The organism is Streptomyces sp. NPDC002643 (genome assembly GCF_053592555.1).
Map to the genome: position 1 here is coordinate 209865 of NZ_JBSFVY010000004.1, position 18349 is coordinate 228213.

The following is an 18349-nucleotide window of genomic DNA, read 5'->3' on the forward strand; positions in this document are numbered from 1 at the left end:
GAAAGGGCAGTGAACAACCCCACTCGGCGGCGGTGAGCGGGACCTCCGGGATGGAGGAGCGACGGCCGCGCCTGCCGCACGGACGTCGCCTGAGCCGGGCCCGGTGAAGGCACCGGGCCCGGCTCAGGCAACGGACGGCGGGTCAAGGCGCCGCATTCCGGCGGTGGGACCGGGAGGCCGGCTCGTGCCCGCGCCGCCACGCCACCCCCACCGCGCGTACTACCAGTTCGGCGACCAGCACGGTGGACGCCGTCGCCGCGCACACGGCCCACTGCCCGGCGTCGAGCGGCACCGTGCCGAAGGCGTCGCGGGCCCAGGGGAGGTGCACCGCGGCGGCCTGGATGGCGAGTACGCCGGTCAGGCACAGCCACAGGGTGCGGTTGCGGAGTTGGTGGCGGCCCAGCAGGGGGCCGCCCTCGGCGCGGGCGCACAGTGCGTTGAAGAGCTGGAACAGGACGAACGTGGTGAACGCCATGGTCAGGGCCGTGTCCGTGCCGACGCGGGGGCGGGCCAGGGCCAGTAGGGTCACCGTGCCCAGGGCCATCACCGCGCCGGCCCGGGTGATGGCGATCAGGCGGTGGGTGTCCAGGATGCGTTCGCCGGCGTCGCGGGGCGGGTGGCGCATGTCGTCGTCGCGGGCCGGGTCGACGGCCAGGGCCATCGCGGGTGGGCCGTCCATGATGATGTTGATCCACAGGAGCTGGGCGGCGGTGAGGGGCGAGGGCAGCCCGGTCAGGGAGGCGCCCAGCAGGGTCAGGATCGCCCCGAAGTTGGTGGCCAGCTGAAAGCGTACGAACTTCACGATGTTGCCGTAGATCGCGCGGCCCTCGCGCACCGCCCGCACGATGGTGGAGAAGTCGTCGTCGGTGAGGACCATGTCGGCGGCTTCCTTGGCCACGTCGGTGCCGCCGCGCCCCATGGCCACCCCGATGTGGGCGGCGCGCAGCGCGGCGGCGTCGTTGACGCCGTCGCCGGTCATGGCGACGACGTGGCCCCGGCTCGCCAGCGCCCGTACGATCGCGACCTTGTGCTGGGGTGCGACGCGCGCGAAGACGCCGATGTCGTCGATGTGGGCGGCGAGTTCGTCCTCCGTCATACGGTCCAGGTCGGCGCCGGTGACGACATCGCCGGTGATCTCCAGTTCGCGGGCGATGGCCGCCGCCGTGTCCGCGTGGTCCCCAGTGATCATCTTGACGGCGACCCCGGCCGTCCGGCACAGCGCCATGGCCTCGCGTGCCTGCGGGCGGGGCGGGTCCGCGATCCCGACGGCCGACTGGAACATCAGGGCGGGCAGGGCGGAGGCGTCGTAGGCGGCCGGGGGTTCGTCGAGCAGCGCCGTGGCCGCGCCGAGTACGCGCAGGCCCGCGCCGCCCATCCGCGAGGTGATGGTGAGGAGTTCGCCGCGGCGGGTCTCGTCGAGGGGGCGGACTCCGTCCTCGGTGACGATGTCCGCGCACAGGTCCAGCAGGACGTCCACCGCGCCCTTCACCAGGACACGGGTGCGGCCGTCGGATTCGGGGTGGAAGGTCGCCATGTACTTGGTGGCCGCGTCGAAGGGCAGTTCGCCCGTGCGGGGCCGGTCGGCGCGCAGGCGGTCGGCGTCCAGGCCCGCCTTCGCGGCGAGGACGACGAGCGCGGCCTCGGTGGGGTCGCCGACGAAGCCGGCGCCGCTCCCGTCTGCCAGGCGGGCGTCGTTGCAGAGGGCGAACGGCAGCAGCGCATCGGTCAACTCGACAGCCCGCACCGGTTGTTGGGTGTCGGATGCGCGTATCCCGCCGCGTGTCGCGTATCCCTCGCCCGTGACGTCGTAGTGCCTCCCGGCGGTCCACAGGGACCGTACGGTCATCTCGTTGAGGGTGAGGGTGCCGGTCTTGTCGCTGCACACGACCGTGGCCGAGCCGAGCGACTCCACCGCGGCCAGACGCTTGACGATGGCGCCCCGGCCGGCCATCCGGTGCACCCCGAGAGCCAGCGTCAGGGCGAGTACGGCGGGCAGGCCCTCGGGGATCGCGGCGACGGCCAGGGCCACGGCGCGCAGCGCGAGGTCGGACAGCGACTCACCGCGGACCAGTGCGGTGAGGGCGTACAGCAGCACGGCGACACCACTGAGGAGCGCCAGCCGTTTGCCGAGGCTGTCGAGCTGGATCTGGAGGGGGCTGGGCGGTTCGGTGCCGGTGCGCAGCTCGGCGGCGATCGTGCCGAGTTCGGTGTCCATGCCGGTGGCGGTGACGACGATCTCGGCCCGGCCCCGGGTCAGGGAGGTGTTCATGAAGAGCATGCCGGTGCGCTCGGCCACCGGTACCGGGGCCGGGGTGGATGGGGCGGTGGCCTCGGTGTTCTTGGCTACGGGCTGGGACTCGCCGGTCAGGGCGGCCTCGGCGGCCTCCACCGACTCGGCGACGACGAGCCGCCCGTCGGCCGGGACCCGGTCGCCGGCCTCCAGGAGGACGAGGTCGCCGGGTACGAGGGTGTGCGCGGCCACGATCTGTTCCGTGCCGTCGCGGCGGACCCGGGCCGTGGGCACCAGCATCCGGCGCAGGGCTTCGAGACTGCGTTCGGCGCGGCGCTCCTGGAGGTAGCCGAGGACGGCGTTGATCTGGAGGACCACGGTGATCACGACGGCGTCCTTGAGGTCTCCCATGGCGGCGGCCACCACGGCGGCCAGGAGCAGGATGCCGATGAGCCAGTTGCGGAACTGGTCCAGGAACTTCTGCCACTCGGGGCGGCGCGCGGGCTCGGCGAGCTGGTTGGGGCCGTGGACGGCCGCCCGTTCGGCGGCGGCCCCGGCGGTCAGGCCCGCTGCCGGGTCGACGTCGAGCAGGTCCGCCAGTTGTGCGGTGGAGAGGCGGTGGGCTTCCGTGGCCGCTGTCGGGCGGGATTCGGTGGCTCCGGGGTGTGCGGTCTCGGTGAGGGTCGTCGGCTCGGCCATGGTGAGTCTTCCTCCGGTCGGATGACGGCGACGGGTCGGTCCGCGTGGCGAAGGGCCGCCCGGCGGGGCATCGAGCTCGGCAGCCCGGTCCTGTTTCCCTCGGCTCAGGCTCTCCTCACGCACGGTGGCCGGGACAGGGCCGATCGGTCCCCCGCGGCACACCGTCCGGCCCTGTCCCGACCGTTGCCCGTCCCGTGACGCTCGTAGCCAGGACAAGACCGTGCTGCGCGGCTGGGTGTGACGGGTCGCGCCAGACCGAGGAGGTTTGCCATGACCGGACCTGTCGGCCCCGTCGTCGTCGGACTCGACGGCTCCCCCGCGAGCGTGACCGCCGCGTGGTGGGCCGCCGACGAGGCAGCCCGCAGGCGGCTGCCCCTGGTCCTGCTGCACTCGTGGACCACCCAGCCGCTCAACGTGCCGATCCCGCAGGAGGCCCGCAGCAAGCAGCACTACGGGCGGGACGTGCTGCGGCGCGCGGAGGCCGGGTTGCTGCACCGCCACCCCGATCTCGACCTGACCACGGAACTGGTGCCGGAGCCCGCCGCCAAGGCGCTGCTCGAACGCGCCGCGGACGCGTCCGTGCTGGTGCTCGGCTCCCGTGGGCACGGCTCGCTGGCCGGTTTCCTGCTCGGTTCCATCAGCCTGCACGTGCTGGGCCTCGCGCCATGCCCCACGGTCACCGTCCGGGCCGGTGACCTGGCCGTGGAGGAGAGCTGGGGGAACCCGGCCGCGGCGGAACGGGACGAGGTGGTGGTGGGCGTACGGGACCCGGAGGCCGCCGCGGACCCGGTGCTGGAGTTCGCGTTCACCGCCGCGCAGGCGTACGGCGTCGGTGTGCGTGCCGTACGGGCCCGCGCTCACGAGGGCAGGGCCGAGGCCGAGGAACGCGACCTGCTCGGTGCCGCGTTGGCGCCCTGGCGGGAGAAGTTCCCCGACGTGCCCGTCGTGGAGCAGGCCGTCACGGGCTCGGCCGCGCAGACTCTGGTGGCCGCCTCCGCGCACGGTCGGCTCACGGTGATCGGCCGTCGCAGGCACACCTCGCCCCTGACATGGAAGCTCGGGCCCGTCGCGCACACGGTGCTGCACCACGCCGCGAGCCCGGTCGCCGTGGTCCCGCACGACTGACACCGGCAGACATGAAGGAGGGGCGGGCCGCTTCCGGTGGCCCGCCCCTCCTTTGCCTTGTTTCCTTATGCCTAGTTCGTCCGGCATCACCGACAGGTCGCTCAGTCGTGCGGCACCAGTACGACGGGCCGGGGCACGTGGTGGATCAGCGCGTGCACCACCGGACCGGTGTGCGGGCCGACGCCGACACGGCGCCTGCGGCGGCCCACGACCAGCAGACCGGCTCCCTCCGCGGCCCGCACCAGGACGTGCCCGGCGCGCCCCTCGTGCAGGGTCTCGTGGACGGTCACGCCTGGGTACTTCGCGCGCCAGGGTTCGAGGAGCGCGGTCAGTTCGCGTTCCGCCTCCTCCCTGATCCGCGCTCGTTCCTCCGCCCCCGCCACGCCCCGGCTGAGCGGCACGTGCCAGGCGTGCACCGCGCGCAGCGGCGCGTGCCGGAGTTCGGCGGCGCGGAAGGCGAAGTCCAGGACGTCGTCGCAGGGGCCGTCGGTGTCGACGGCGACCGCGACCTCCCGGTAGGGAGTGCGGGCCGACGCCTGCCGGGGGTCGTCGGACAGGTGTTCGTCCGCCTCGGTCTCGGTGGCGCGGACGAGGACGACCGGGCGGTCCACGTGGGCCATGGTGGCGCCCGCGACCGACCCGGACATGAAGGCACCGACCCCGCCGAGCCCCTGGCTTCCGATGACGAGCAGCTCGGCGTTCTCCGCCTCGGCAAGCAGCGCCGGGCCGGGCTGCCTGCGTACCTGCTCGGCGGCGATGTACAGCCCCGGGTACCGGTCGTTGAGCTGTTCGACGGCTGTGCGCAGCACCCGGCGTGCGTGGTACTGCGGTGCGCGCAGCTCGGGCAGATCGGCGTCGCCGTCGTCCTCGGGCAGACCCTCCCAAGCGTGCACCAGACGCAGTGGCAGTCCCCGCAGCAGGGCTTCCCGGGCCGCCCAGTCGGCCGCGGCGATACTCTCGCGCGAACCGTCGATACCGGCCACGACAGGCTTCAGCATGGTCGTCAACTCCCTTTGTTGTCAGGTATTTCGGCGTATCGCCGATGTTGGTGCAGTTGGCGTTCGGCGAACCCTCACAGATGGGGTACGACGGCCACGGGGCAGCCGACGTGGTGGATCGCCGCGTGGGTGACCGGCCCGGTGCGCGGGCCGACCGGCCGCTCGCTGAGGTGGTGGCCGACGACGAGTAGGCTCGCTCCGGTCGCGGCACGCACGAGCGCGGTCGTGGGCCTGTCCTCGACGACGCTCTCCAGGACCTCCACGTCGGGGTACTTGTCGCGCCACACCTGGAGCACGGCCTTGAGGAAGCCCAGCCACTCGTGGGACTGCTGGGGCTCCTTCACCAGGCCGACATCCCCGGCACCGAGGCTCAGCGGACCGGGCGCCTGCCAGGCGTGCACGGCCCACAGGCGGGCGTGGCGCAGCCGGGCCGCCTCGAAGGCGAACTCGATGACCTCGTCGCACGCGTCGGAGAGGTCGAGGGCGAGGACGACGTCCCGGTAGCCGGTGTCCGTGGAATGGCTCCCGTCGGAGAGCTGGACCTCCGGGCACACGGCACGGATCCGCTGCTCCGCCTGCCGCAGGGAGCGCCGCGCCAGATGCCGCTGAGCCGCGTTCGCGATCTCCCTCTCCCCCTCCTCCTGGCGCGGATGCCAGTTCCAGGCGTGCACCAGACGCAACGGCCGCTCACGCCGTACGGCCTCGCGGGCCGCCCTCCCCCACTGCCTTAAGGGCGTGGGAGGTGCCCCCATGGCGGCGGCCAGGCTCTCGGCTGAACCGTCGACTCCGGCGACAACGGGCAGCACCATCACGCACCTCCCGGCTGATCGGTTTCTCCGTCCTGCTTCCAGCCTGGCGCCGCGACCCGCGCAAGGGGATGGGCTGCCAGGTCCCTTGCGGGGGCCGACCGGCCCTCGTCCAGCCCGTGCGCTCTGCCCCCGGCCCGTCCCCGGCCGGGCGATCAGTCCGTCAGGGCCAGTCGGCACGTCTCGCCGGGCGCCACGGACACCGTGCGGTCCGGCAGCCGGAAGTCGATCGGCGCGCGGTCGGACGGCGGCACCTCGACCTCCAGGCCCCCGTGCTCCAGCCGCAGCCGTACACCCCAGTGCCCCTGGTAGCGCAGGGAGAACGTGTACGACGACAACTCGGGCAGTGGCACCGGGTCGAGCCACAGCGCGCCCTCACGGGTCTCCAGGCCGGTCAGTCCGCGCTGCGCGAGGTCGAGGGTGCCGGCCATGGCGCCCAGGTGGATACCCTCTCCGGTGGTACCGCCCTGGAGGTCGGCGACGTCACCGAGCAGGGCCTCCTGGCAGTACGCCCAGGCGTCCGCGCGGCGGGCCCGTGCCAGCACCCAGCCGTGGACCAGACCGCTGAGGGTGGACCCGTGGCTGGTGCGACGCAGGTAGTACTCGACGGTGCGCTGCCACCGGCCGTCGTCGAGGCGGTGCCCCAACCGGCCCAGGAGGGAGCGGAGTTCGGCCGGTGAGAAGAGATAGCCGAGCATCAGCGCGTCGGCCTGCTTGGAGGCCCGGTAGCGGTTGACGGTGTCGCCCTCGGCCTCCATGATCCGGTCCAGACGGCGGATGTCGCCGTACCGCTTCCGGTAGCCGTCCCAGTCGAGTTCGGCGAGGTCGCCGTAGCCCTCGAACTGGCTGATGACGCCGTCGTGGAAGGGCACGTGCAGGGTGCGCGAGACGTCCTCCCACTGTTCGAGTTCGCCGCCGTCCAGGCCCGTGCGTTCCGTCAGTTCACGTCTGCGCGGCTCGGGCAGGGTGCGCAGCAGGTCCAGGGCACGGGTGAGGACCCAGGCGGCGGTGACGTTGGTGTACGCGTTGTCGTCGAGGCCGGGTCGCTCGGCGTCCGGGTAGGCGTCGTGGTACTCGTCGGGGCCGACCACTCCCCGGATGCGGTGGCGGCCCAGGTCCTCGTCCCAGGTGGCGGAGTCGGCCCAGAACCGGGCGATCTCCAGCAGCGTTTCGGCGCCCTTGGTGTGCAGGAACTCGGTGTCGCCGCTGGCCTCGCAGTACCGCCAGACGTTGTACGCGATCGCCGAGCCGACGTGGTGCTGGAGCCGGGAGTGGTCCGGCAGCCAGCGCCCCGAGCGCGGGTTGAGATGCAGTTCCTGCGTCTCCTCGCGGCCGTCGCCGCCGCTCTGCCACGGGTACAGCGCACCCCGCCGGCCGATCGCGCGGGCCGAGGCGCGGGCCCGGTCCAGACGGCGGTGGCGGTAGCGCAGCAGGGCGCGCGAGACCTCCGGGAAGTGCAGGTCGAGATAGGGCAGGACGAACAGCTCGTCCCAGAAGACATGCCCGCGGTACGCCTCGCCGTGCAGCCCTCTCGCCGGTACCCCGACGTCGAGGTCGGCGGTGTGCGGGGAGAGGGTCTGGAGCACGTGGAAGAGGTGCAGCCGCAGGACGCGGCCCGCTTCCCCGGGCACGTCCAGCTCGGCCCGCCGCCACAGCTGGTCCCACGCCGTCAGGTGCGACTCCAGCAGTTCGTCGAAGCCGGGCGCGGCGCCCACCCGGTCCACCGCCGCGCGCAGCGGGTCGCTGATCGCCGGGTCGTGGGAGGTGTGCACGGCGACGGTCTTGTCGACGGTCACAGTACGGTCGGGGGCCAGCCGCAGGTGGGCGCGCTGCACCGCGCACCCGGACCGGCGCGCGGCCGACACCGGCCCGTCGCACGTCAGCCGGGCCGCGATCGCGATCCGGATGTCCGAGGTGCGGGTACGGCAGCGCAGCCACACCGTGTCCGGGGCGGCGCTGCCCGTGTGCACATGGGTCAGATGGCGGCCGTCCAGGTCCCGGTAGCGCGGCACACCGGAGTTGGTGACATTCCCGTCGAGCGCGGCCTCGACATCGAGTTCCCCGGTGAAGCCCTCGGCGGTGAACTCGGTGCGCAGGACCGCCAGATGGGGGTCGGCCATGTGCACAAGCCGCTGCTGCCGCACCGCCAGCACCCGCCCGTCACCGAGCCCGTACCGTGTCCGGCGCTCCAGCAGACCTCAGGACAGGCGCAGGACGTGCCGGTGGTCGAGGACCGTCGCGGTGTCCGGCGTCAGCCACTCCTCCCGCCCGGCGGGCCGGAAGCGCAGTGGCAGCCAGTTCGGCAGGTTGACCATGTCCTCGTTCTCGACCCGCCGCCCGGCGACGTCCGAGGTCAGCCGGTCGTAGCAGCCGGCCGCGTAGGTGCCCGGGTAGTGCACGTCGTCCGCCACGCACTCCGGCAGCGCGCCGCGCGTGGCCAGGTAGCCGTTGCCCAGGGTGCACAGCGACTCCCGCAGGCGCTCGGCGGAGGGATCGTAGCCGTAGTACTCCCAGGTCCAGGACGTCACCGGCGTACCCCTTCGTCTTCGTTGCCTTCTTCTTTTTCGTTTTCATCCGGTTCGAGCAGTTCCGCGAGATCGGGTACGACGATGTCGGCGCCGTGCCGCAGCAGGGCCGCCGCCGTGCCGGGGGCACCCGTGCGGTTCACACCGACGACCAGGGCGAACCCGCCGCGTCGGCCCGCACGGCTTCCGGCGCCGCGTCGAGACCGCGTGCGGCGAGGAAGGCGGCGGCGCCGTCCAGCCGGGACCTGCCGTCCACGTACCGCAGGTAGTCGTCGCGGGCGTCGAAGGGGCGCCGCTGCGCGGGGTCGGCGGGCGGGTGTGTGGCCAGGTGGTCGTCGAAGGCGGTCTTCCAGGCGGTGGCGTGGACGCGTGCGGAGTCGGTGATCACCCCGTCGGTGTCGAAGACGACCGCGTCGACGCTCCGCAGTGCGGGCGCGAGTACGTAGGGGGGCCGCTCGGTCAAGTTCCTCTCCCTCCTCCACCCGCCGTGCCCGCTTTTCGCCACATCCAGAGTCCTGCTCCCGCCCCGGGGAAGCGCGTGGGCCGAACGGCCTTCTCAAAGCTCCGGTGGGAACTGGCGGTTCACTGTGCACGCAGGTCGGGGTCGAGGTCCGGGCGGCGCAACGGGCCCTCCAGTTCGCAGTCGACGTCCACCACACCTTCGACGGCCCGCACCAGGCGGACGAGGAGCGGGATGAGGGTGGTGTCGCGGACGTGGCCGGTGAGGGTGACCACGCCGTCACGTACTTCCACGTCGACGGGGCGTACGGGAACCGCCAGCAGATGGGTCGCGATCTCGCGGCGCACATCCGCGGCGATCTCCTCGTCGCCGCGCAGGAACACGTCGAGCAGGTCGGAGCGGCTGACGATGCCCCTCAGCATCCCTTCGCCGTCGACCACGGGCAGCCGCTTGACCCGGTGCCGGGCCATCAGGCGGGCCGCACGGGCGAGGGTGGCGTCCGCGGCGACGGTGACCGCCGGGCTGGTCATCAGCTCTCCGGCGGTCACCGCGCGGGCCTTGGCCCGCTCGGTCGCGTGCCGGGTCCGGGTATCCGCCGGGTCCCGGTCGCGGAGCGCCTCCTTCGGCAGCAGGTCGGCCTCGGAGACGACGCCGACGACCCTGCCGTCCGCGTCCAGCACGGGGAGCGCGCTGATCCGCCGTTGCCGCAGGGTCCTGGCGATGTCCTTGAACTCCGCCGCGTCACGCAGGGCGACGACGATACGGGTCATCACGTCTTCGACGACGTACGGGGTGCCGGGCATGGTGTCCTCCCGTGGTGCTCCGTGACACCTCCAGGGTCGGACATCCCGGGGACCGGCGCTTGGGCCGAGCGGCCCATACCCCTCGTCGCGTCGTCCTCCTCGCCCGGCCTCCCCGCTAGGCCGACGCGACGGGCACCCACCACACCAACGCCGTGCCCCCGCCCTCCGGGCTGCTCAGTTCCAACTCGCCACCAAGCTGCTGTGCCCGTTCCGCCATGTTGCGCAGGCCGCTGCGGCGGCCGTCGGCCGGGATGCCGACGCCGTTGTCGGTGACCGTGAGCCGCACCCGGCCGGAGCCGACCGTGAGGGCGACGTCGGCGCGGTCGGCACGGGCGTGGCGGGCGATGTTGGTGAGGGCCTCGGAGAGGACGGCGACGACGTGGTCGGCGGTCTCGCGCGGCACGTCCGTGTCGATCAGGCCCTCCATCCGCACGCCGGGCGCGAAGCCCAGCACCGGGGCCGCCTCACCGGCGATCCGCACCACACGCGCCCGCAGCCCGGTCCCGTCGGCGCCGTCGCGCGAGCGCAGGCCGAAGATGGTCGACCTGATGATCTTGATGGTCTCGTCGAGGTCGTCCACCGCGCGCACCACCCGCTCGGACGCCTCGGCGTGCTCGATGAACCGGCCCGCGCTCTGCAGCGTCATACCCGTGGCGAAGAGCCGCTGGATGGCGAGGTCGTGCAGGTCACGGGCGATCCGGTCGCGGTCCTGGAGCACCGCGACCTCCTCGGCGTCCGCGCGCCGCTCCGCCAGCTCGATCGCGACCGCCGCCTGCGCCGCGAAGCCCTTCAGCGGTTCGATCTCCTTGCCGGAGAACGCCGTGGCACCGGCTTCCCGGACCAGCAGCACGACGCCCCTCACCACCCCGGGGTCCGTCCCGATGGGCACCGCCACGGCGGGGCCGAGTCCGGCAAAGCCGCCGGGCTCGGGCGACACACGCTGGTCGTGCGATACGTCACCGCTGGTGACGGGGGTGCCGGAGGCGAAAGCCTCACCGATCAGGGTGCCCTCCCCGGGCACCACCAGGCCCCGGTGCGCCTCGGAGTCCGTCCCGACCGCGAGTTCCATGACGAGTGAGCCGGTGTCCGCCATCGGCACCGCGACCACGGCCAGCGCCGCACCGGTGATCTCCCGGGCCCGGTCGGCGATCAGCGCGAGGACCGTGCCCTGCGCGCCGCCGGACATCAGGGTGTGGGTGATCTCGGCGTTCGCCCGCAGCCAGCGCTCGCGCAGCCGGGACTCCTCGTAGAGGCGGGCGTTGTCGATGGCCACCCCGGCCGCCACGGCCAGCGTCGACGTGACCGAGACGTCCTCCTCGTCGAACTGGACCCCGCCCCGCTTCTCGGTCAGGTACAGGTTGCCGAAGACCTGCTCGCGCACCCGGATCGGGACGCCGAGGAAGGTGTTCATCGGTGGGTGGTTGGGCGGGAAGCCATAGGACGCCGGGTGCTCGGAGATCTTCGCGAGCCGCATCGGCTCCGGGTGGTGGATCAGCTCGCCGAGGATGCCGTGGCCCTCGGGGTAGGGGCCGATCCGGGCGATCTGCTCCTCGCTGACGCCGACGGTGTGGAAGGCGGACAGTCGCTTGCCGTCCGGCCCGATCACCCCGAGCGCGGCGTACTCGGCGTCGACCAGCACCGCCGCGGCCTCCACGATGCTCCGCAGGGCCTGTTCCAGGTCCAGCTCCCGGCCGACGGACAGCACCGCCTCCAGCAGGCTGTGCACCCGGTCCCGGGTGCCGCGCGCGGCGTCCAGGCGGGCCTGGAGCTCCTCCAGCAGCTCGTCCAGCCGCAGCTGCGGCAGCCGTACCCGGGCCTGCCGGGTCTCCCGGGGCTCTTCGGGGCTTCCCACCTGCGTCTCCTCCGGTCCCGGGGGCGGGCTGACACCGGCCGCTCCGGTCAGGGGCCACGCTACCGGCGCGGGGCGCGCGGCGGTACGGGATCGGGCCCTGTTCACAGGACGGTCCGGTGACCGTCTGGGGCCGTTCGGCCCCGGGGGAGGGACGGACAGCACCTGCCGGGCCGCGGCGCGGACGTCCGAAGCTGAGGGCACGTCCGACCGGAGAACCCGAGAACCGGAGACCGGAGCCGGGAAGACCCCGGCGTACCGGTCCGTCCAAGCCCCGAGCCGAGGAGTACGGCGTCATGGTCCGTTACGTGTACGACTTCCGCGAGGGCCGCCGCGAGATGGCCGACCTGCTGGGCGGCAAGGGCGCGAACCTGGCCGAGATGACCCGGCTGGGCCTCCCGGTACCGCCCGGTTTCACCGTGACCACCGACGCCTGCCGGGCCTTCCTGGCCACCGGCGCCGAGCCGCCCGGCATGACCGTGGAGGTCTCCCGGCACCTGTCCGCCGTCGAGGCGGGCGCGGGCCGCCGACTGGGCCAGCGGGACGACCCGCTGCTGCTGTCCGTCCGCTCCGGGGCCCGCTTCTCGATGCCCGGGATGATGGAGACGGTCCTCGACATCGGCCTCAACGACGACTCCGTGCTGGGACTGGCCAAGGCCACGGGAAACGACCGGTTCGCCTGGGACTCCTACCGCCGGCTGGTGCAGATGTTCGGTGCGACGGTCATGGGCGTCGACCCGGCCCTGTTCGAAGAGGCCATGACCCTCCTCAAGGAGGCCCGCGAGGCCCCGGACGACCTCCACCTGGACGCGAACGACCTGGCCTGGCTCGTGGAGACGTACAAGCGCCTGATCCGCGACGAGACCGGGGAGGAGTTCCCGCAGTCCCCCGCCGAGCAACTGCGCCGCGCGATCCTCGCGGTCTTCGACTCCTGGAACGGCGAGCGCGCCCGCCTCTACCGGCGCCGCGAACACATCCCGGACGACCTCGGCACCGCCGTCACCGTGCAGCGCATGGTCTACGGCAACCTCGGCGCCGACTCCGGCAGCGGCGTCGCCTTCACCCGCGACCCGGCCACCGGCCGCCCGGGCCTCTACGGCGACTACCTGCCCAACGCACAGGGCGAGGACGTCGTCGCGGGCATCCGCAACACCGTGCCACTGGCCGAACTGGAACGGGTCGACCCGACGTCGTACGCCCAACTCCGCGACCACATGCGCACATTGGAGACCCACTACCGGGACCTGTGCGACATCGAGTTCACCATCGAGCGCGGCCGGCTGTGGATGCTGCAGACCCGGGTCGGCAAACGCACCTCCGAGGCCGCGTTCACCATCGCCGCCCAGCTCACCGACGAGGGGCTGATCACCACGGACGAGGCCCTCGCGCGGGTCGACGGCGACGGGCTGGCCCGGCTGATGTTCCCCGCCTTCGACACCACCGCGGCCGGTGCGGCGCTCGCCCACGGCATCCCCGCCTCGCCGGGCGCGGCGGTCGGCGCGGCGGTGTTCGACTCGGCGGAGGCGGTACGGCGGGCTGCCGCCGGGGAGAAGGTGGTCCTGGTCCGCCAGGAGACCACCCCCGACGACCTGCCCGGCATGATCGCCGCCCAGGCCGTGCTCACCAGCCGGGGCGGCAAGACCAGCCACGCCGCCGTGGTGGCCCGGGGCATGGGCAAGGTCTGCGTGTGCGGTGCCGAGGAACTCACCGTGGAGGAGCGGCGGTTCACCACGCGCGGCGGTGTCGTCGTCGAGGAGGGCACCGTGATCTCCGTGGACGGTTCCGCCGGTGCCGTGTACCCGGGGGCCGTGCCACTGGCCGACTCGGCCGTCATGCGGTTCCTGGAGGGTGGTGGCGAGCGGTCGGCCGGCGTGGTCGACGCGGTGGCCCGTGCCCTCGAAGACGCCGATGGTGTACGGCGGTTGGAGGTGCGGGCCAACGCCGACACCCCCGAGGACGCGGCTCGGGCCCGCCGCTTCGGGGCCCAGGGCATCGGACTGTGCCGTACCGAGCACATGTTCCTCGGCGAACGCCGCAAGCTGGTCGAGGAGATGATCCTGGCCGGAGACGACACGGAACGGGAGCGGGCGCTGGCTGCCCTGCTGCCGCTCCAGCGGGCGGACTTCACCGGCATCCTGGAGGCGATGGACGGCCTACCCGTCACCATCCGGCTCATCGACCCGCCGCTGCACGAGTTCCTGCCCGACCGCACCGAACTCGCCGTACGCGTCGCCACGGCAGAGCAACCGGACCCGCACGACGTCGAGTTGCTCGACGCGGTCAACCGCATGCACGAGGAGAACCCGATGCTCGGCCTGCGCGGAGTACGGCTGGGCCTGGTGATACCGGGCTTGGTCGCCATGCAGGTAAGGGCCGTCGCCGAGGCAGTCGTGGCCCGTACCCGGGCCGGGGGCTCACCCCGCGCAGAGATCATGGTGCCGCTGGTCGGCGCGGTCGAGGAGCTGCGGATCGAGCGGGCGGAGGTCGAGCGGGTGCTCGCCGAGGTGTCCGAGGAGTCCGGCGTGCCCGTGCGCTGCCCGGTCGGCACGATGATCGAGCTGCCCCGAGCCGCCCTCACCGCCGGCAGGATCGCCGAGGAGGCGGAGTTCTTCTCCTTCGGCACCAACGACCTCACCCAGACCACCTGGGGCTTCTCCCGCGACGACGTCGAGGCGGCGTTCTTCTCCGCCTACCTCGACAAGGGCGTCTTCCCCGCCTCGCCCTTCGAGACCCTCGACCGCGACGGAGTGGGCCGCCTGGTCCGCATCGCCGTCGACGAGGGCCGCGCCGCCCGGCCCGGTCTGAAGATCGGCGTCTGCGGCGAACACGGCGGCGACCCGGAGTCCGTCCACTTCTTCCACACCGCCGGACTGGACTACGTGTCCTGCTCGCCCTTCCGGGTGCCAGTGGCGCGGCTGGAGGCGGGGCGGGCGGCGCTGGCCGGGACCGAGGGGAGCGACAGCCGGTGAGAGCCCGGCACCCCGCACAGACGGAACAACCACCAAGAGGAGCAAGGCACATGACCGACACAGACCTGGGCGCCCAGGACGTGCTCGCCGCCGTCCGGTTCCGCACGGACGGCGACGTGGACGACGAGACGCTCACCCACCTCCGGGCCAAGACCGGCGCGGTCCTCGCCCGGCCGGGGCTGCCGGCCGTGAGCGGCCGGGTGACGATCGTGAGGGACACCGCGCACCACGTCGCGCTGCCGTGGGCGGCCCTGGCATCGGTCCAGGTGGGCGACCGGCACGTTGTCGTCCACGCCCGCGAGGCGGACGCGCTCGCGCTCGCGGACCGGCTGGAGGACCGGCTGCGCGCGCAGGTGGAGCGATCCGCGCACCGAGCGGAGTCGGCCCGCAGGACGGCGGGGCCGCCGCCGTGGCGCGGTGGAGTGGCGGGGGAAGGCCATGGTCTTTTGCCCGCCGAGGGATCTTCTCCGGCCGCATAAGGGCCGACCGGACCGTCATCGGGGCCCATCGGCCCTTGGGACGGGCTGTGCCCCGGACGACAGTGGAAGCAGGAGCGGCACCGGCCCCCGCGGTGCCGCTCCTGTCCGTAGCCCCGGCAGCCCGCACCCGCAGAGGTCCGCGACCCATCGCCGGCCCGAGACGACAGCGACACACCCTACGCACGCACACGGAAGTCCCCATGGCCCACGACAGCAGCCCAGCAGCCGCAGCACCCCGCCGCCGTGTCGAGCTCGACAGCGCCGAGGCGCTGCGGCTGCTGGGCAGCGTGTCGCTGGGCAGGATCGTCTTCACCCGGCACGCCCTGCCGACCGTCCGCCCGGTCAACCACGTCCTGGACGGCGGAGACATCGTCATCCGCACCCACGAGACCGCCGCGCTGACCTCGCACGCGCAGGGGAACGGCGGCTCTGGGGTCGTCGTCGCCTACGAGGCCGACGCCATCGACCCCGACACACACCTCGGCTGGAGCGTGGTGGTGACGGGATACGCCCGGCTGGTGACCGACCCCGGTGAACTCGCCCGCTACGAGCGGATATTGCGGCCGTGGGTCGAGCAGGGCATGGACCGGGCCGTCCGGATCCGGCCTGACCTGGTCACCGGCGTCCTGCTCACGACGGACGGACGGCCGGACACGGCGTGAACCGTGTCCGGCCGTCCGAGGTGAACCGAGGTGAGCGGAACCGGGGTGGTGGCCGTTCACCCGCCGGGGACGATGACCACGGGGCAGTGCGCGCCGTGCAGCAGGGCGTGGGTGACCGGCCCCGGGTGAGCGCCGTGCCGGCCGCCGGACCGGTGGGCTCCGACGACCACGACGGCGGCGTCCCGGGTCGCCTCCACCAGGGCGTGCGCGGGCGCGGTGCGGACCGTGCGGGCCTCCACCTCCACCCCGGGGTGAAGTTCGCGCATCCCGGCCAGGGCGAACCGGGGCACGGCCTCCTCGGCGCGGTCCAGCGTGGCCTGCCGCCGCTGCCCGGGACTCGTCGCCGGGATCGGTGAGGGAGGTTCGGGCGTGGTGTGCCGGTGCGTCCAGGAGTGCAGCACCCGCAGCCGCGCACCACGGGCCTCGGCCTCCCGGAGGGCGTAGTCGGCGGCCTCCGTGTCGGTGTCGTCCGCCAGCCCGAGCAGTACGTCTCGGCAGCGGCCGTCATCCGAGTGGTCGCCGTGCGGGCGGTCACCGCGTACGACCATCAGCGGGCCGCGCGTACGGGCGGCGACCCGCGTGCTCACCGCGCCGAGCACGAACCCGGCGAGGCCCCCGAGGCCCCGGGTTCCCACGACGGTGAGCACCGCGTCCGCGCTCTCCCGCACCAGCGCCCGAACGGCGTCGTCCTCCACGGCGCGGGTCTCCACCGGCAGGTGGGGGTGGCGTTCCCGTACCCGCGCGGCGGCGGAGGCCAGGACCGGTCCCGCCTCGTCGCGGTCGGGCACGGCGTACAGCACGCGCAGTACCGCGCCGCGCCTGGCCGCCTCGCTCGCGGCCTGGTCCAACGCCCGTATGGAGACCAGTGAGCCGTCCACTCCGGCGACGACGTGTTGCTGAGTCATGGTCTGCTTCCCTTCCTCTCGTCCTGTCCGTACCGGGTGCCTTCACCGCGATGCTCGTCGCCCGCCGCGGTGGCGGGCAGGTGCCGTGGGTACCGGCCGGGACGCCGAACGGCCTGCGGGGGAAGGGCCGTTCGGGCCCTGGTGCAGGTGCAGGTGCGGCACAGCGTGTGCCGGGCGGCGGGCTTCAGGCCCCGACGTCCAGGCAGCCGTACAGGCTGCGCCCGCCGACGAGTTCGCGTCCGGTCACCAGCTCGGGCTCGATGCGGACGAACACCTCCTCGGGCGCGGGTGCCCAGGAGCGCGGGCCGGTGCGGGCCAGACGGGCGTGGACCGCCGGATCGGTGACGACGGTGGCGGTGCCGGTCACGACGACGCTCCAGCCGGAGTGCCGGGCCGCGTCGACGGCGTCGGCCTCGAAGGCGACGACCGCGCCGTCGACCGAGCGCGCCAGCTCCGAGGCCGCCGAGGTGCGCAGCACCACCGCTCCCCCCTCGTCCAGGGCGAAGTTGACCGGCAGCACCGCCGGCAGGGCCCGGCGGGTGTGGACGACGCGGCCGATGGGCGCCCGCGCCAGCAGCCGCAGACACTCGTCTCGGTCGAGTTCGCGGAACCCGTCGTTGGCGTACATCGGCTGCTCGTCTCTTGTCGTCTCTTCGCGTGGGTGGGGTGTGGCGGCGCCGGGTCACACACTGATCCGGCGACCGGTGACCGTGTCCGGCTCGACCCGCATCCACAGGTCGCGGCCACCGTCGGCCCAGGGTCTGCTGTGGACGTGGCCGTCGAGCCGACGCCTCTCGTCGGGGTCGGTCACGGTCCGCGCGCTTCCACGCACGAGGACGCTCCAGCCGGAGCTGAGGGCGTTGTCGACGTGGTCGACCTCGAAGACCACCCGGTGACCGGCCGCGGGCGACGGTGTAGCGCCGACGGCCGTCCGGAAGACGATCGCGCTGTCGACGACGCCGTAGTTGACGGGCACGACGAGTGGCCCTTCGCCGCTGGTCACTGCGATCCGACCGACACCGTGCGTCCCGAGCGGGGCCCGGCACGCGTGGGCGTCGAGTTCCGTGAACTCCGGTGCGCGGGCGGCCTGTTCGCGGCCGGGCGGGAGGTCGGCGGTGCCGCCGGTGAGCTCCGACACCGTGGTCTCCAGCGCCGCGGTCAGGCTTGCCAGTGTGCCGCGGTTCGGCGCGGCGCCGGGACGTTCTTCCAGGTGGTGGAGGTAGCTGAGCGCGACGCCCGCCCGGTCGGCCGCCTCCTGTCGGCTCAGGCCCAGTCGGGCGCGGCGGGCGGCGATGCGGCGGCTCAGGTCGCCCCGGGGGCGCTCCGCCGCCGTGGTCCCGTCGTCGGCGGGTGTCCGTTCGGTCATGACCGTCATCTCCCTGCCTTCTTCAGGCCGCGCTCGCGGCCACGACGTCGTGCCGTTCTCCGCCGAGGACGACCTTGAGGGCGCCGGTGCCGGCGGCGCGGGCGAAGACGTCGTACGCCTCTTCCATCCGGTCGAGCGGGAAGGTGTGGGTGACCAGCCGCGAGGTGGGCAGGCGGCCGGCGGCGGCCATGCGCAGCAGGGTCGGGGTGGAATAGGTGTCAACCAGGCCGGTGGTGATGGTGATGTTCCTGATCCACAGGTCTTCGAGGTGCAGGGTCGCGGGGGCGCCGTGCACGCCGACGTTGGCGACGTGGCCGCCGGGGCGGACCACGCGGGTGCACAGTTCGAAGCTCTCCGGGACGCCGACGGCCTCGATGACGACGTCCGCGCCGTCGGTGGGCTCTTTGACGGCCGGGTCCGGGACGTCTTCCCAGGCGGACTGTCCGGGACCGTGGAACACGAAGGCTTTCATG

At 73.4% G+C, this 18349-nt stretch carries 13 protein-coding genes and 3 pseudogenes; 4 read left to right on the forward strand and 12 right to left on the reverse strand.

Annotated elements, in window-relative coordinates:
- Positions 1-142 precede the first annotated feature (142 nt).
- Complete coding sequence (locus tag ACWD4G_RS07910; RefSeq protein ID WP_451291342.1) at positions 143-2929, reverse strand: HAD-IC family P-type ATPase; 2787 nt, start codon at positions 2927-2929, stop codon at positions 143-145.
- A 270-nt stretch (positions 2930-3199) separates the two neighbouring features.
- Between ACWD4G_RS07910 and ACWD4G_RS07915 the strand changes: the two genes are divergently transcribed.
- Positions 3200-4054, forward strand: a complete 855-nt coding sequence (locus tag ACWD4G_RS07915) for a universal stress protein (RefSeq protein WP_451291343.1) — start codon at positions 3200-3202, stop codon at positions 4052-4054.
- Positions 4055-4155: 101 nt separating this feature from the next.
- Here ACWD4G_RS07915 and ACWD4G_RS07920 read toward each other — a convergent pair whose 3' ends face one another.
- From ACWD4G_RS07920 to ACWD4G_RS07950, 7 genes and pseudogenes are all read right to left on the reverse strand, one after another.
- Positions 4156-5052, reverse strand: a complete 897-nt coding sequence (locus tag ACWD4G_RS07920; protein WP_451291344.1) for a universal stress protein — start codon at positions 5050-5052, stop codon at positions 4156-4158.
- Between the two features lie 74 nt (positions 5053-5126).
- The gene (locus ACWD4G_RS07925; RefSeq protein ID WP_451291346.1) at positions 5127-5861 is read right to left on the reverse strand and encodes a universal stress protein; all 735 of its coding nucleotides are present in this window, start codon (positions 5859-5861) and stop codon (positions 5127-5129) included.
- Between the two features lie 152 nt (positions 5862-6013).
- Positions 6014-8386 (reverse strand): annotated as a pseudogene (locus tag ACWD4G_RS07930) (glycoside hydrolase family 65 protein).
- Complete coding sequence (locus ACWD4G_RS07935) at positions 8383-8526, reverse strand: hypothetical protein (RefSeq protein ID WP_451291348.1); 144 nt, start codon at positions 8524-8526, stop codon at positions 8383-8385. Before ACWD4G_RS07935 ends, ACWD4G_RS07930 begins: the two are co-directional and overlap by 4 nt.
- A 20-nt stretch (positions 8527-8546) precedes the next feature.
- Positions 8547-8846, reverse strand: a pseudogene (locus ACWD4G_RS07940) (HAD family hydrolase); the annotation flags it as partial.
- A gap of 119 nt (positions 8847-8965) precedes the next feature.
- On the reverse strand, positions 8966-9646 hold the full coding sequence (locus ACWD4G_RS07945; RefSeq protein WP_451291350.1) for a CBS domain-containing protein: 681 nt from the start codon (positions 9644-9646) through the stop codon (positions 8966-8968).
- 115 nt (positions 9647-9761) lie between these two features.
- Entirely contained in the window at positions 9762-11498 is a 1737-nt protein-coding gene (locus tag ACWD4G_RS07950; protein WP_451291351.1) for a GAF domain-containing protein, read from the reverse strand.
- A gap of 293 nt (positions 11499-11791) precedes the next feature.
- Between ACWD4G_RS07950 and ppdK the strand changes: the two genes are divergently transcribed.
- From ppdK to ACWD4G_RS07965, 3 genes are all read left to right on the forward strand, one after another.
- On the forward strand, positions 11792-14464 hold the full coding sequence (ppdK, locus tag ACWD4G_RS07955; protein WP_451291353.1) for a pyruvate, phosphate dikinase: 2673 nt from the start codon (positions 11792-11794) through the stop codon (positions 14462-14464).
- Between the two features lie 50 nt (positions 14465-14514).
- Positions 14515-14943: a hypothetical protein gene (locus ACWD4G_RS07960; RefSeq protein ID WP_451291354.1), complete on the forward strand. Its 429-nt coding sequence runs from the start codon at positions 14515-14517 to the stop codon at positions 14941-14943.
- 200 nt (positions 14944-15143) lie between these two features.
- Positions 15144-15605 (forward strand): pyridoxamine 5'-phosphate oxidase family protein, encoded by a 462-nt coding sequence (locus ACWD4G_RS07965; RefSeq protein ID WP_451291356.1) that lies wholly within the window; start codon positions 15144-15146, stop codon positions 15603-15605.
- Between the two features lie 56 nt (positions 15606-15661).
- Here the strand turns inward: ACWD4G_RS07965 and ACWD4G_RS07970 are convergent, their stop codons facing one another.
- The 4 genes and pseudogenes from ACWD4G_RS07970 to ACWD4G_RS07985 all read right to left on the reverse strand — a co-directional run.
- The gene (locus ACWD4G_RS07970; RefSeq protein WP_451291358.1) at positions 15662-16510 is read right to left on the reverse strand and encodes a universal stress protein; all 849 of its coding nucleotides are present in this window, start codon (positions 16508-16510) and stop codon (positions 15662-15664) included.
- A 184-nt stretch (positions 16511-16694) separates the two neighbouring features.
- Positions 16695-17138, reverse strand: coding sequence for a pyridoxamine 5'-phosphate oxidase family protein (locus ACWD4G_RS07975; RefSeq protein ID WP_451291360.1), 444 nt, complete (start codon positions 17136-17138; stop codon positions 16695-16697).
- A gap of 54 nt (positions 17139-17192) precedes the next feature.
- Entirely contained in the window at positions 17193-17885 is a 693-nt protein-coding gene (locus tag ACWD4G_RS07980) for a helix-turn-helix domain-containing protein (protein ID WP_451291361.1), read from the reverse strand.
- Between the two features lie 13 nt (positions 17886-17898).
- Positions 17899-18294 (reverse strand): annotated as a pseudogene (locus ACWD4G_RS07985) (zinc-binding dehydrogenase); the annotation flags it as partial.
- Between the last annotated feature and the right edge of the window lie 55 nt (positions 18295-18349).